This window comes from Wocania ichthyoenteri Th78, assembly GCF_000789235.1.
GTDB lineage: Bacteria > Bacteroidota > Bacteroidia > Flavobacteriales > Flavobacteriaceae > Wocania_A > Wocania_A ichthyoenteri.
In genome coordinates this window covers 2,842,508-2,857,611 of record NZ_KN525716.1, presented here as the reverse complement: position 1 = coordinate 2,857,611, position 15,104 = coordinate 2,842,508, and the positions used below count along the sequence as shown (strand labels likewise).

The window sequence follows — 15,104 nt, the reverse complement described above, 5'->3', positions numbered from 1 at the left end:
ATAAAAACATTATGAGTAAAGTATATCCGCCAATAAATTTTAAAGCTTGGATTGATGAAAACAGACATTTACTAAAACCACCTGTGGGTAATAAAGTGGTTTGGAAAGATGGCGATTTTATTGTTATGGTGGTTGGTGGGCCTAATAGCAGAAAAGATTATCATTACAACGAAACCCCAGAATTTTTCTATCAAGTTGAAGGTGATATAGTTTTAAAAATTATTGATAAAGGCACGCCAAAGGACATTCATATTAAAGAAGGTGATATTTTTTTACTACCACCAAAAGTACCTCATTCTCCACAACGTCCAGCAAATACCGTAGGTTTAGTTATTGAATATCCTAGAGAAAAAGGCGTGCAAGATGCATTGCTATGGTTTTGCGATAATTGTACAACTAAATTATATGAAGAAGATTTTACGCTAGATAATATTGAAACAGATATGCCTAAAATTTTTGATAATTATTATAGTGATAAAAACAAGCGTTCTTGCCCAAACTGTGGCGAAGTGATGCAACCACCTAAAAAAGTTAAATTAGAAGATTAATGAAACGAAAACTTCGTATTAACGGGCATTCGCATTTGCTTCCTTATCCTGAGCAGATTCCTCAATTTATGAAGGAAAAAGAAATATTTTGGGTAGATGATGAGCGCAAACACATGTTACAAAAAGGATGGAGAAGACCTGTTACACATTCTAGTTTTTTTCTAGATGAAAAGTTAGAATGGATGGAAAGAAACAAACTTGACCATGCTGTTGTTTTAAATCTTTCTCAGCTTTACGGTAATGGATTACGATTAGAGGAAATGAAAAAAGCATTACGATTTCAAAATGATTTCAATGCAAAAATACAACACGATAATCCAGATAAATTTACCTGTGGTTTTGTAGTACATCCTGGTTTTATTCATGGAGCATTGTGGGAAATAGAGCGTTGTGTTGAACAATTAAACATGAAGGTTTTGTGTTTGCCAACGCATTTTATGGATTCTATTGGGCAATGGCGATCTGTTTTTGACAAAGAAAATGATGATATTTTTGAAATGGCTAATAAATATAAATTAGCGATTGAAATACACCCATATGATGGTGATAAAATGATTAATTTAGAAAATACGGCGTGGCGTTTTCACCTTATTTGGATGCTTGCTCAATGTGGTGATGCCTATCATTTTTACACTTTAAATGGTATGCAAGAACGTTTCCCAAATATTAGAACGTGTTTTGCCCATGGTGGTCAATTAGCTCAAATGAATTTAGGAAGACGCATTCAAGGGTTTGATGGCAGACCCGATTTATTTGAAGGCAAGCATCATCCAAGAAAAGCTGTTGGACATCCAAATATTTATTTTGACACGTTAGTACACGATACGGATTCTTTGAAATTAATGATTGATCGTCAAGGTTCGAATCAAGTTATTATGGGATTAGATGACCCTTATCCGTTAGGCGAAATGGAAAGCGATGCGCAATCTTCGTACCCAGGAAAATTATTAGACTTAGCTATTGATAGAAACATTATTAACCAAAAACAATACGATGATATTTGGGAAGATAATGTACTTCGTTGGGTATTTGGAGATGATGAAATTGCCAAAACCAATCTTATTAATAAAATTCTTTCTTAAATGCATTTTATACCAGAAGACATAGATAACTATGTAGTTGCTCACTCTGAAAATGAACCTGAATTATTACAGCAACTTAATAGAGAAACCTATCAAAAAATATTACAACCACGGATGCTTAGTGGGCATTATCAAGGTCGTGTGTTGAGCATGATTTCTAAATTAGTAAATCCAAAAAACATATTAGAAATTGGGACATATACAGGATATTCCACGTTGTGTTTAGCTGAAGGCATGCAAGTTAACGGAGAACTTCATACTATAGATATAAATGAAGAGTTACAAGATTTTTCTCAAAAATATTTTGATAAATCTGATTATAAAAATCAAATATTTCAGCATTTAGGTGATGCTTTAGAAATTATTCCGAAACTTGATAAAACTTTTGATTTAGTTTTTATTGATGCCGATAAAGAAAACTACTCCAATTACTTTAATGCTATAATTGATAAGCTAAATACTGGTGGTATCATCTTATCTGATAATGTACTTTGGAGTGGTAAAGTTTTAGATACTACTTTTAAAAAAGAAGATACTTCTACGCCTGCTTTAATTGCATTTAATGCACTTTTAAAAAATGATAAACGTGTTGAAACAGTGGTTTTACCAATTAGAGACGGATTAACAATTAGCAGGAAATTGTAAATCAGAATTAATGATATAATAAAGCTTTCTATTTTACTTCCTTATTGTAAGCAATAAAGCACAAAAGTTTTAGTATTATAATTATTGATTATGTCTATTTTTGGAATAATCTGTAAATACCATAAATAGAAATAGATATTTTTTAATTTGAAAATGAGATTATTGTATCACATGTATTGAATATTTTAAATTATCAAAAAAACATAATAAACCTTAACCTTTCTTTAAATTCCTATAAGCTTTAGGAGATTTCCCCATAATCTTAGAAAAAACTCTTGTAAAATAAAAAGGGTCTGAATACCCTACTTGATTGGCTATATAATTTATCTTTAAATCACTAAAATCTAAAAGACTACAAGCTTTTTGTATCTTTAAATGTGTTAAATAATCTAAGGGCGACCTAGATGTTTTCTTTTTAAATAATGAACAATATTGAGACACAGAAAGTTCCACATGATCTGCCAAAATTTTTAAGCTTAGCTTCTTATTTAAATGTTCTCTCATATATACTATACTTTTAGTAACCCTATCAGAAGAACTTATTTCTTTAACTTTTCTGAATTGAGATAAATACCTCAAAGACCCCAACATATGCCATAAGCAAATGTTGGCATATTCTAAATTATCTTTACTATACCCCATTTCAAGGTTATTATAAATCTCTTCAAAAAGCAAAATTCTATCTCTAAACCGAGAGTTTTCCGATAAATCTATTTCAATTTTTTCATTTGGGCGATTTACAAAAATATGTGATTTCTTACCGGTAAAATGAATCCAATAAATACTCCATGGGTTTTGATTGTTAGCACCATATTTGTGAGGAGTAAGTGCTGATATAATTATATACTCATTTTTTTTAACGATCTGATTTTTATTGTCTATTTCTACCCACCCTTCACCATCTACACAATATATTAAAATATGTTGAAAGCTCCCCTTTCTCTTTCTATAGTGGTTTTTAGCTTTAAAATAATAACCAATATCAGTAACCATTAAGGAATTAATAAGCGCATTCTCATTTAATTCCTTAAGAATTCCTTTAGGTAAAATAATAGATTTCTCTTCTTTAAAGCCTTCTCTTTTTCTCATACCTCATAAAGATACTAAAATAATAAGATAATCCAGTTTAATAAAACTATTCTCTATTTATTTTAAAAGGAATAAAATTTATGTTTGTAACAATGATTATCTTATTAATCAATAATCTAAAAAAGGCATGGACAAAACAAGCTCATTTAATTATCGTTTTTTAATTAGTATTTCTCTAGTCACTGCCATGGGAGGTCTTTTGTTTGGTTATGACTGGGTAGTTATAGGTGGCGCGAAACCTTTTTACGAAAAGTTTTTTGACATTTCCAACTCACCTTCTTTACAAGGTTGGGCAATGAGTTGTGCTTTGGTAGGCTGCTTATTAGGTGCTATTTTTTCTGGGCTCCTTAGCGATAAATATGGTAGAAAAAAACTATTAATTTTAGCGGCTTTTCTATTTATACTTTCTGCAATTGGCACTGGTGCCACAAACAGTTTCACTATTTTTATTTTATATCGCATTATTGGAGGTATTGGTATAGGGTTAGCATCTAACCTCTCTCCTATGTATATTGCCGAAATTTCTCCAAGTTCGGTTCGAGGTAAATTTGTTTCTTTAAACCAATTAACCATAGTCATAGGTATACTTGCTGCTCAGTTAGTAAATTGGCAATTAGCAGAACCTGTTCCTGTGAATGCTACTGATATTGAAATATTAAACTCATGGAATGGACAAACTGGATGGCGTTGGATGTTTTGGATAGAAATCATACCAGCAGGACTCTTTTTTACGCTCATGTTTTTTGTTCCAGAAAGCCCAAGATGGCTCGCAAAAAATGGAAATGAAAATAAGGCATTGTCTATCCTTACAAAAATAGGAGGCCAAAATTATGCTCAAGTAGAAATTGATAAAATTCAAGAAAATACATTAGGAAATCCTGAAAAAGTTAATCTTAGCGCGTTATTTAAACCAGGTTTAAAAAAGGTGTTACTTATTGGAATCGTTATAGCAGTATTTCAACAATGGTGTGGCATAAATGTAATATTTAATTATGCTGAAGAAATTTTTTCTTCGGCAGGATACGGTGTTTCTGATATTCTTTTTAATATCGTAATTACTGGTAGTGTAAATTTAATATTTACGTTTGTGGCTATTTTTACTGTAGATCGTTGGGGACGCCGTGCTTTAATGCTTATGGGCGCTGGTGGACTAGCAGGTATTTATGCCTTAATGGGAACAGCATACTTTTTTGAAATTAACGGATGGCCTTTATTAATCTTGGTTATTTCAGCTATTGCTTGTTATGCCATGTCTCTAGCACCAGTTACTTGGGTAGTTCTTTCAGAAATATTCCCAAATAGAATTAGAGGTGCAGCCATGGCAGTTGCCACCATAGCATTATGGCTAGCATGTTTTATACTAACCTACACATTTCCAATATTAAATCACTTTTTCGGAGCATCAGGAACATTTTGGTTGTATGGACTAATATCAGTTGCAGGTTTTATGTTCATCTATAAAAAATTACCAGAAACAAAAGGTAAATCCTTAGAGGATATTGAAAAAAAAATAATTGGCAAGAACGCCTACCAGAAATAAAATGATAAAAATAAAGAGAATGGATAAGTACATAGGGTTACTTTTTTTAGGACTTATTGTTACAAGTTGTACTAATAAAATGTACTACAAACCGAATATATTACCCCAACAAAAGCCTAATATATTACTCATTATTACAGATGATCAAGGCTATGCTGATTTTAGCGCTTATGGGGGAGCTGATGATGTGAGTACGCCTAGCATGGATGAAATTGCAAATAATGGTCTTCGCTTTACCAATGCCTATGCAACTGCACCTGTTTGTAATGCTTCAAGAGCTGGAATTATTACAGGTAAATACCAAGAGCGTTGGGGAACATTTTATTATGAGGGAAATATTTTTCCTAAAACTATTGCGACTATACCAGAATTACTTAAGGAGGAAGGTTATAGGTGTGTAAAAGTAGGTAAAACACATTATTCAGACATTCTTGATAACAATATTAAAATTAAGCAGCCATTGTCATTAAGAGAGTTTCCTTTAAATCATGGTTATGAAGAATTTATGGGGTTTTGCGCCCACAGGCACGATTATTTCAAATTGATGAAAAGTGATCGTATTGCAACAGATCCAGATGACGACCGAATGTCACAATATGGGCCTTTATGGGTGAATAGGGAAAAGAAAGATTTTGATGGGTATCTTACAAATATATTTGGTGATGAAGCCGTAAATCAAATTAACAAAAAAGATGAACGACCATTTTTTATGGAACTGTCTTTTAATGCCGTACACCATCCAATTTATCAAGCACCTGATAAATACCTCAAAAAATTTGGAATAGAGAAATTCCCAGATTGGGAACCCGAAAAGGAAAGTTTTTTAGATTATCATGCTAGAACTTGTTGGATGGGAGAAACAGACCCAGATGGAAGGAAAAGGTATTTGGCTAATTTGGCTTGCTTAGATGATAATATTGGGAAAGTAATAAGTGCCTTAAAAAAATCTGGAAAGTGGGAAAACACTTTAGTCATTTTTATTTCTGATAATGGAGGGTCTCAAAATACATATGCCAATAATGGAGAGCTTAATGGTCATAAATATATACTTACAGAAGGTGGAATCCGTACACCTTTTGCCATGAGTTGGCCTGAAAAGATTAAAAAAAACCAAGTAATACATCAAGCTATTTCACATATGGACATTATGCCAACAGTGTTAGCTGCTAGCGGATCAAAAATTCAAGATTCTATTTCCTTTGATGGTAAAAATTTATTGCCATGGATACAAAATCCAATCCAAGAATTACATCAAGAGTTAGTTTGGGACACTGGCAATGAATGGGCAGTTAGACAGGGTAATTGGAAACTTCACATCGTAAAAAAAGATAATAAATTTAGAAGTATTGATTTAAACGCTGGTACATATCTTTTCAATTTGGAAATGGATCCAGGAGAGAAAAATAACCTTGCATTACAAGAAGCAGAAAAAGTCAAAGAGCTAACTCATATTTATAAAGCCTGGAGAACAAACATTGATGCAATAAATTAGTAAAATGAAAAAATATAAATAAAACATTTAATCTTTCTAAAAATAAGGATGAATTTAATTCAATAATTTATACAATATTTAAAACACAAAAAAAGATGCTTAATAAAGTTAAATCCGTAATTAAATTTGTGATGCTAACAATACTTATTATTAGCGTTTCAAATTGTAAAACGAACAAAGTTAATGAACTGGATTTGTCTGGTACATGGCAATTTAAAATAGATTCATTAAATCATGGTGTTGAAAACAAATGGTTTAATCAGAAATTTGAAGATACTATTATACTACCAGGATCTATGGTTGAGAATGGAAAAGGCGAAGATATTTCTGTTAAAACACACTGGACAGGTGAAGTTCACAATAGAGCATGGTATATTGACGATAAATACAAAAAGTATAGAAAAATAGGTAATGTTAAAATTCCTTTTTGGCTTCAACCCTTAAAAAAATATTACGGTGTAGCGTGGTATCAAAAAGAAATTATTATACCTGAAAATTGGAAAAATCAAGAAATAAGTTTGTATTTGGAGCGCTGTCATTGGGAAACAAAAGTATGGATAGATGACCATTATGCAGGAACGCAGAATTATTTAGGAACAGCCCATGAATATGAGTTGTCTAAATATTTGACTCCTGGTAAACATCGTATTTCAATTTTTGTTGATAATCGGGTAAAGGAAATTAATCCAGGCCCAAATTCTCACAGTATTACAGACCATACACAATCCAACTGGAATGGGATTGTAGGAGATATTTACCTAAAAGCAAAACCAAAGATACAACTTCTGAATGTTCAAGTTTTTCCAAATATCAAAAGCCAAAAAGTAGTGGTGAAACTGTCTATTAAAAACAAAGAAAATTTGACCTCAGATGTAAGTCTAGAACTATTAGCAAAAAGTTTAAACGGAACTCAAACTCATAATCCTAAAAGATTAATAAAGTCATTTAGCTTGAAATCTGGTAATAATAAAGTTGAGTTTGATTATCCAATGGGAAAAGATCAATTACTTTGGGATGAATTTCATCCAAACCTTTATGATATGGAAGTCACTTTGAAATCTGTTACTGGAGAAGATCGTCAAAATATACAATTCGGAATGCGCGATTTTAAGGTAAATGGAACACAGTTCTCTATAAATGGACGTCCCATTTTTCTTAGAGGAACTTTGGAGTCTGCAATTTTTCCAAAAACGGGTTATCCTGCGATGAATATAGCTGAATGGACTCGTATCTGTAAAGTCATAAAAAGTCATGGATTAAATCATATTCGTTTTCATTCTTGGTGCCCTCCTAAAGCTGCATTTATAGCTGCCGATAGAACAGGTGTATACCTTCAAGTAGAAAGTTCGAGTTGGGCAAATCAAGGGGCGTCTATTGGAGATGGAAACCCAATTGATCTATGGATTTATAATGAAAGTGAAGCCATAGTAAAAGCCTATGGAAACCATCCTTCTTTTTGTTTAATGGCTTATGGAAATGAGCCAGCAGGAAAGAACCAAGCCAAATACCTTGGTGATTTCATTAAGCATTGGAAAGCAAAAGATTTACGTCGTGTGTATACAAGTGGAGCAGGTTGGCCACTTATAGAAGAAAGTGATTATCACAACTCACCTTCACCTCGAATTCAAGGTTGGGGGCAAGAATTAAAAAGTATTATCAATTCTGAAGCGCCAAAAAGCAATTATGATTGGGGCAAAAAAATCAATCAATATACTAAACCTGTGGTAAGTCATGAAATTGGTCAATGGTGTGTGTACCCTAACTTTAAAGAAATTGATAAATATACAGGTGTTTTGAAAGCAAAAAATTTTGAAATTTTTCAAGAGACCCTTGGTGAAAATCACATGAGTGATTTATCAGAGCAATTTTTAATGGCATCAGGCAAGTTACAGGCACTATGTTATAAAGCAGAGATTGAAGCTGCTCTTAGAACAAAAGGATTTGGTGGTTTTCAACTGCTCGATTTACATGATTTTCCAGGACAAGGAACAGCTTTGGTTGGTGTACTTGATCCCTTTTGGGAAGAGAAAGGATATATAAGTCCAGAAGAGTTTAGTCAGTTTTGTAATACTACAGTTCCTTTGGCACGCCTTGAAAAACATATTTTTATAAATTCAGAATCTTTTATAGCTGATATTGAAGTTGCTCATTTTGGAAAAAATGAAATTGAAAATGTGACTCCTAAATGGCGAATTATTGATACACAGGGAACTCAGATATATGAAGGGAATCTTTCTGTAACAAACGTTCAAATTGGAAATGGTCAATCACTAGGAAGAATAAATATAGGTTTAAATAAAATAAGTGTACCTCAGAAACTAACTCTTGAAGTACAACTAAATACATATAAAAACACATGGGATTTTTGGGTATACCCTTCTACCAACAAAATAAGTCATCAAGAAGGAGAGATTCGCCTTGTTTCATCATTAAATAATGAAACCAAAAAATTTATTAAAAATGGAGGAAAGGTAATTCTAAGTTTAAAAAAAGGAAGCTTGAAGTCAGAATTTGGAGGAAATATTGGAGTAGGTTTTTCTAGTATTTTTTGGAATACAGCATGGACGGGCGGGCAAAAACCACATACTTTGGGTATTTTATGTGACCCCAAACATAAAGCGTTAGAAGAATTCCCAACCGAGTACCATTCTAATTGGCAGTGGTGGGATGCTATGAGTCACTCGAACGCAATAATTCTAGATAGTTTTTCACCAGAATTAAAACCAATAGTTCGCGTTATCGACGATTGGGTAACTAATAGACGTTTGGCTTTAGTTTTTGAGGTTAATGTAGGAAAAGGGAAATTGATTGTTTCTGGCATTGACTTATTAAATAATCAAGAAAACAGACCAGAAGCAAAACAACTGCTATATAGTCTTCAAAAATACGCAAATAGCAATCAGTTTAACCCCACTACAGGGTTAACAATTGATGAAATAAATAATATTTTCAATTAAATAAAAACATGAAAGTAAACGTTTGGAAAGAAAAAGTTGTCATACCAACTTATGAAATAGGAGAACCTGAGAAAAATCCCGTTTTTCTGGAAAACAGAGTGTACCAAGGAAGCTCAGGAAAAGTATATCCACATCCTGTTATTGAAAAAATTAGTGATACTAAAATAAATAAAGAATGGCAAGCCGTTTATTTGGAGAATGACTTTATTAAAATAATGATTTTACCAGAATTGGGTGGACGCGTACAAATGGCTTACGACAAAACCAAAGCACGTCATTTTGTATATTATAATCAGGTTATTAAACCTGCCTTAGTTGGATTAACTGGACCTTGGATATCAGGTGGTATTGAGTTTAACTGGCCACAACACCACAGACCATCGACCTACAGCCCCGTGGATTTTGATATTGAAGAAAATCCAGATGGAAGTAAGACCGTTTGGTGTAGTGAAGTAGAACGCATGTTCCGAACAAAAGGTATGACTGGGTTTACATTATATCCAGATAAGGCCTATATGGAAATTAAAGTAAAATTATTTAACCGAACCCCTCAACCACAAACCTTTTTATGGTGGGCAAATCCAGCTGTAAAAGTTAACGACGATTATCAATCTGTTTTTCCTCCAGACGTACACGCCGTTTTTGATCATGGAAAACGAGATGTATCCGATTTTCCTATTGCAACTGGAACTTATTACAAAAAAGATTATTCTCCTGGCACCGACATTTCACGTTATAAAAACATTCCTGTTCCAACTTCATATATGGCTATTAATAGTGATTATAATTTTGTTGGAGGCTTTGAGAATGATAGTCAAGGTGGATTGCTACATGTTGCCGATAATAATGTATCTCCAGGTAAAAAGCAATGGACATGGGGTAATGGTGAATTCGGAAAGGCTTGGGATAAAAATTTAACAGACGAAGATGGCCCATATATTGAGTTAATGTGTGGTGTATATACCGATAATCAACCCGATTTTTCTTGGATGCACCCTTTTGAAGAAAAAACATTCTCGCAGTATTTTATGCCATATAGCAATTTAGGAGTTGTTAAAAATGCTACTAAAGAAGCATTATTGAATTTAGACTTTGAAAACGAAAATGCCATAGTTAAGTTTTATACCTTAGGCATATACCCCAACGCAAAAATTAAATTAGAAGCAAAAGGTATTGTATTTCTTGAAGAGATCGTAGATGCTTCTCCTAAAAAAGCATTTGGAAAGAACATTAAAATTGACACATCAATTCCAATAACCAATTATAAACTTACATTAGAAGATTCAGCAGGAAATGTATTAGTTAGTTACCAACCAAAAGGCACATCAAATAAGCAAATGCCAGAGCCTGCAAAGGCAGCAAAATCTCCTGAAGACATTGATAGCATAGAACAACTTTTTTTAAGAGGTCTACATCTTGAGCAATACAGACACGCTACCTATAATCCAAAAGATTATTATATTGAAGCTTTAAAAAGAGAGCCTAGTGATGTAAGATGCAATAATGCAATGGGGCTTTTGCTATTAAGACAAGGGCAATTTAAACAAGCAGAAGTTTATTTTAGGAAAGCCATAGAAACGCTAACCGAAAGAAATCCAAATCCTTATGATGGTGAGCCTTATTACAATTTAGGACAATCGTTAAAATATCAAGAAAAATACGATGACGCTTACAAGGCTTTTTATAAATCTGCATGGAATGCCGCATGGCAAGATGCCGCCTATTTTCATTTAGCAGAAATAGCAACATTACAAGGCAATTTATCTTCAGCCCTAGAACTTATTGAGAAATCATTACTTAGAAACTGGCATAATCACAAAGCTAGAGCTTTAAAAATTGCATTATTACGAAAAACGGAGCAAAAGGAATTAGCAGAAAAATTAATTGAAGATAGTTTAGCTATCGATAAGTTTAATTTTGGAGCCCTATTTGAAAAGTACCTTATTAGTAACAATCAAACCTATCTTAAACAATTACAAGGTTTGATGCGGAATGACATTAATAACTATATTGAGTTTTCATTAGACTATGCCAATGCAGGACTTTTTGATGAAGCCATTTTACTACTTAATCAAGGTCTTATTTCTAATGATAAAAACCCTATAGCATTCTATTTTCTAGCATGGTTTGAAGTCCAGAGAGGAAATAAATCAGTCGCCTTACAATTACATAAAGATAGAAACCCTAGCGGATGTTTTGCTTATAGACTTGAAGCTATTGCCGCTTTAAAATCTGCTATTGCATTAAATCCAAATGATGCCAAAGCTTATTATCATTTAGGAAATTTATGGTATGATAAAAAACAATATACCGAAGCTATTACGTGTTGGGAATCTTCTCGAGATATTAATCCTAATTTTCCAACAGTACGCAGAAATTTAGCACTGGCTTATTTTAATAAACTAGATGATAAACAAAGAGCACTATCAGAATTAGAAACAGCCTTTGCATTAGATACTACTGACGCTAGAATATTTATGGAGTTGGATCAGTTATACAAAAGGCTAAATCACGATATACAAAAGCGGCTCGATTTATTCAATAAGTATCCAAACTTAGTTGATTTTAGAGATGATCTATATTTAGAAAAATGCACGCTGTACAATCAACTTGGAGAGTATTCAAAGAGTATAGAAATGCTCATGAATCGACAATTTCATCCTTGGGAAGGCGGTGAAGGAAAAGTAACAGGCCAGTATTTATATGCGCTTACAGAATTAGCAAAAATTGCTATTTCTAAAAAAGAATACACAAAAGCCATAGAGATTCTTAAAAAAACTGAAAAGTATCCTAGTAATCTAGGAGAAGGCAAATTGGAAGGCACACAAGAAAATGACATTAATTATTGGTTAGGTTGTGCTTATGATGGTTTAGGAGAAAAAAGTTATGCTGAAATTTATTGGTGTAAAGCCGCTGAGGGTTTATCAGAACCATCGGCAGCTATTTTTTATAACGATCAACAACCAGATAAAATATTTTATCAAGGTCTAGCTCTTTTAAAACTTGGGATAGAAAAAGAAGCAATTGCCCGATTTGATAATTTAAAAAACTATGGTAAAGCTCATCTTTCAGATACTATCAAAATCGATTATTTTGCTGTATCACTACCCGATTTATTAATATGGAATGATGATTTAAACAAAAGAAACGAAATTCATTGTCGCTATTTAATAGCTTTGGGATCTTTTGCAGAAACTAACCCTAAAAAGGCTGCTATAGAATTTGAAACCCTATTAAAATTAGATGCTAGTCATCAAGGAGCTTTACTTCATCAGAAAATGTTACTAGAAACAGACTTTAATATAAGTTATAAACAAAAAATTAAAACTATTTAAAATGAAATTTTTGATAAAAGTCAATTTCTTAATTTTTATTTTACTAATTATATCTTGTAACTATTCGGAGAATAAAATAGAAAAAAGTAATTTAAAATTATGGTATAATCATCCTGCACTAGCTACTGTCGCTGACGATCCAAATGGATGGAAAGATGACCCTGAGTGGCTCAAAGCACTGCCTTTAGGAAATGGCTCTTTAGGCTTAATGGTTTTTGGTGACGTAAACCTTGAACGCATACAACTTAATGAGGAAAGCATGTGGTCAGGAAGCCCTAATGAGAATGACAATCCAGATGCACACAAAAATTTGGAAACTATAAGAAATTTATTGTTTGAAGGAAAGTATAAAGAAGCAACCCAACTAACAAATAAAACTCAAATAGCAAAAGGTGTAGGTTCTGGTCATGGAAATGGTGCAAAAGTCCCATTTGGTTGTTTTCAAACTTTAGGAGATTTATGGATTGATAATGGGAAACACGCTCCATATGAAAATTACCATAAAGAACTTGATCTTGACGATGCTGTTGTACGCATCAAATACAAACAAGAGGGCGTAAATTACAAACGAGAAATCTTTGTCAGTAATACTGACCAAGTAATGGTTGCTCGATTTACAGCAGATAAATCTGGTAAAATTTCATTTACTTCAACAATGAACCGACCAGAACATTTTAGCACCTATATTAAAAACAACCAATTGGTTATGTCTGGAGCACTTCCTAACGGAAAAGGGGGCGACGGATTGGAATATATGGCTAGATTAAAAGCGGTAGCAAAAAATGGAACTATTAGATATAAAAATGAAAATCTTATCGTAGAAAATGCAGATGAGGTAACGCTTTACTTAACAGCTTCTACAGATTACGTATTGAAACATCCTAATTACAAAGGACGAGATTTTAAAAACATCACAGACAAAAACCTTGAAAAAGCAATTGATAAAAATTTCAACGAACTAATTACATCTCATAAAAAAGAATATCAAAAATACTTTCAGCGTGTAGCATTTGACATTACACCAAATGGTGTTGATACTATAGCAACAGATAAGCGAATAAGAGATTTTAAACACTCCAAGTCAGATCGACATTTGGTAGAATTGATTTTCCAATATGGTCGTTATCTCTTAATTTCATCTTCAAGACCAGGCACATTACCTGCAAATTTACAAGGAATTTGGGCCAATAAAATTCAAACACCTTGGAACGGAGATTACCATACAGATGTTAATGTAGAAATGAATTATTGGCCAGCTGAGATTACAAATTTATCAGAAATGCATTTGCCCCTATTCGATTTAATCGAATCCATTGTTCCCCCAGGAAAAAAAACAGCATCTGTTCAATATAATAATCGCGGTTGGGTAGTACATCCAATAACTAATATATGGGGCTATACTTCACCAGGAGAGCTTGCCTCTTGGGGAATGCATACTGGTGGTGGTGCATGGATTAGTTCTCATATCTACGAACACTATTTATTTACCAAAGACACCTCTTTTTTAAAAAGAATGTATCCTGTATTAAAAGAATCCGTTTTATTTTATATGGATTGGTTAGTTTCCAACCCTAAAACAGGAAAATTAGTTTCGGGTCCAGCTGTCTCTCCAGAAAATACATTTATGGCTCCAGATGGAAGTCGAAGTCAAATTAGTATGGGACCTACTCATGACCAACAAGTCATATGGCAATTATTCGACGATTTCCTTAAAGCATCAAATGAACTGAATTTAAAAACTCCTTTTATAGAAAAAGTCAATAAAGCCAAAGGAAACTTAGCCCTTTCAAAAATTGGATTAGATGGTCGTTTGATGGAATGGGCTGAAGAATTCCCAGAAATAGAACCTGGACATCGTCATATTTCTCATTTATTTGCTTTACATCCAGGTGCGCAGATTAATATGGAAGACACCCCAAAATTAGCCCATGCAGCAAAAAAATCATTAGACCATAGAATTGCAAATGGAGGCGGGCATACTGGTTGGAGCGCCGCATGGCTCATCAGTCAATATGCAAGGTTGCAAGAAGCAAGAAAAGCAAAGGAAAGTTTAAATACTGTATTACTTAAAAGTACCTCTCCAAACCTATTCGGGCTACACCCCCCTTTTCAAATGGATGCTAATTTTGGAGCTACAGCTGGTATTGCAGAAATGCTACTTCAAAGTCATGCTGGTGTTATTCATTTGCTTCCTGCCTTGCCTGAAGACTGGCCAACAGGAGAAATAAAAGGACTGAAAGCACGTGGCGGCTATACTGTAGACCTTAAATGGAAAAACGGTCTACTCGTTAATGCACACATATACACAACTTTGGGAGGAGAAATAAAAATAAAATACAAAGAAACTAAAAAAACAGTTTCTATAAGCCCAGAGGAAACATACCTATTTAATCCTAACACTAATATTTAAAAGAAA

General features: G+C 33.2%; 9 protein-coding genes. 8 read left to right on the top strand and 1 reads right to left on the bottom strand.

Annotation, left to right across the window (positions count from 1 at the left end; all coding sequences use genetic code 11):
• Positions 1-11 precede the first annotated feature (11 nt).
• From RG22_RS12360 to RG22_RS12350, 3 genes are read left to right on the top strand one after another with little or no spacing between them, the layout of a single operon-like run.
• Positions 12-548 (top strand): 3-hydroxyanthranilate 3,4-dioxygenase, encoded by a 537-nt coding sequence (locus RG22_RS12360; protein WP_034043714.1) that lies wholly within the window; start codon positions 12-14, stop codon positions 546-548.
• Complete coding sequence (locus RG22_RS12355; protein WP_034043711.1) at positions 548-1,630, top strand: amidohydrolase family protein; 1,083 nt, start codon at positions 548-550, stop codon at positions 1,628-1,630. The genes RG22_RS12360 and RG22_RS12355 overlap by 1 nt, the downstream gene beginning before the upstream one ends.
• Positions 1,631-2,275, top strand: a complete 645-nt coding sequence (locus RG22_RS12350; protein ID WP_034043708.1) for an O-methyltransferase — start codon at positions 1,631-1,633, stop codon at positions 2,273-2,275. It abuts the gene before it with no gap.
• A 213-nt stretch (positions 2,276-2,488) separates the two neighbouring features.
• Here RG22_RS12350 and RG22_RS12345 read toward each other — a convergent pair whose 3' ends face one another.
• Positions 2,489-3,364 (bottom strand): AraC family transcriptional regulator, encoded by an 876-nt coding sequence (locus tag RG22_RS12345; protein WP_034043706.1) that lies wholly within the window; start codon positions 3,362-3,364, stop codon positions 2,489-2,491.
• A gap of 127 nt (positions 3,365-3,491) precedes the next feature.
• On the opposite strand from RG22_RS12345, the gene RG22_RS12340 reads away from it, so the two are divergent.
• The 5 genes from RG22_RS12340 to RG22_RS12320 all read left to right on the top strand — a co-directional run bounded on the left by RG22_RS12340 (position 3,492) and on the right by RG22_RS12320 (position 15,098).
• Positions 3,492-4,904, top strand: a complete 1,413-nt coding sequence (locus tag RG22_RS12340; protein ID WP_034043704.1) for a sugar porter family MFS transporter — start codon at positions 3,492-3,494, stop codon at positions 4,902-4,904.
• Between the two features lie 19 nt (positions 4,905-4,923).
• The gene (locus RG22_RS12335; protein WP_162183649.1) at positions 4,924-6,396 is read left to right on the top strand and encodes a sulfatase family protein; all 1,473 of its coding nucleotides are present in this window, start codon (positions 4,924-4,926) and stop codon (positions 6,394-6,396) included.
• 95 nt (positions 6,397-6,491) lie between these two features.
• The gene (locus RG22_RS12330) at positions 6,492-9,353 is read left to right on the top strand and encodes a sugar-binding domain-containing protein (protein WP_034043701.1); all 2,862 of its coding nucleotides are present in this window, start codon (positions 6,492-6,494) and stop codon (positions 9,351-9,353) included.
• 8 nt (positions 9,354-9,361) lie between these two features.
• Positions 9,362-12,688, top strand: a complete 3,327-nt coding sequence (locus tag RG22_RS12325) for a tetratricopeptide repeat protein (protein ID WP_034043699.1) — start codon at positions 9,362-9,364, stop codon at positions 12,686-12,688.
• 1 nt (position 12,689) lies between these two features.
• Complete coding sequence (locus RG22_RS12320) at positions 12,690-15,098, top strand: glycoside hydrolase family 95 protein (protein WP_034043697.1); 2,409 nt, start codon at positions 12,690-12,692, stop codon at positions 15,096-15,098.
• Positions 15,099-15,104: the final 6 nt, after the last annotated feature.

What these genes read in the sequence shown, in the direction of transcription:
- RG22_RS12360 (WP_034043714.1), top strand. Translation starts at nt 12, where the DNA reads ATGAGTAAAGTATATCCGCCAATAAATTTTAAAGCTTGGATTGATGAA.
- RG22_RS12355 (WP_034043711.1), top strand. Translation starts at nt 548, where the DNA reads ATGAAACGAAAACTTCGTATTAACGGGCATTCGCATTTGCTTCCTTAT.
- RG22_RS12350 (WP_034043708.1), top strand. Translation starts at nt 1,631, where the DNA reads ATGCATTTTATACCAGAAGACATAGATAACTATGTAGTTGCTCACTCT.
- RG22_RS12345 (WP_034043706.1), bottom strand. Translation starts at nt 3,364, where the DNA reads ATGAGAAAAAGAGAAGGCTTTAAAGAAGAGAAATCTATTATTTTACCT.
- RG22_RS12340 (WP_034043704.1), top strand. Translation starts at nt 3,492, where the DNA reads ATGGACAAAACAAGCTCATTTAATTATCGTTTTTTAATTAGTATTTCT.
- RG22_RS12335 (WP_162183649.1), top strand. Translation starts at nt 4,924, where the DNA reads ATGGATAAGTACATAGGGTTACTTTTTTTAGGACTTATTGTTACAAGT.
- RG22_RS12330 (WP_034043701.1), top strand. Translation starts at nt 6,492, where the DNA reads ATGCTTAATAAAGTTAAATCCGTAATTAAATTTGTGATGCTAACAATA.
- RG22_RS12325 (WP_034043699.1), top strand. Translation starts at nt 9,362, where the DNA reads ATGAAAGTAAACGTTTGGAAAGAAAAAGTTGTCATACCAACTTATGAA.
- RG22_RS12320 (WP_034043697.1), top strand. Translation starts at nt 12,690, where the DNA reads ATGAAATTTTTGATAAAAGTCAATTTCTTAATTTTTATTTTACTAATT.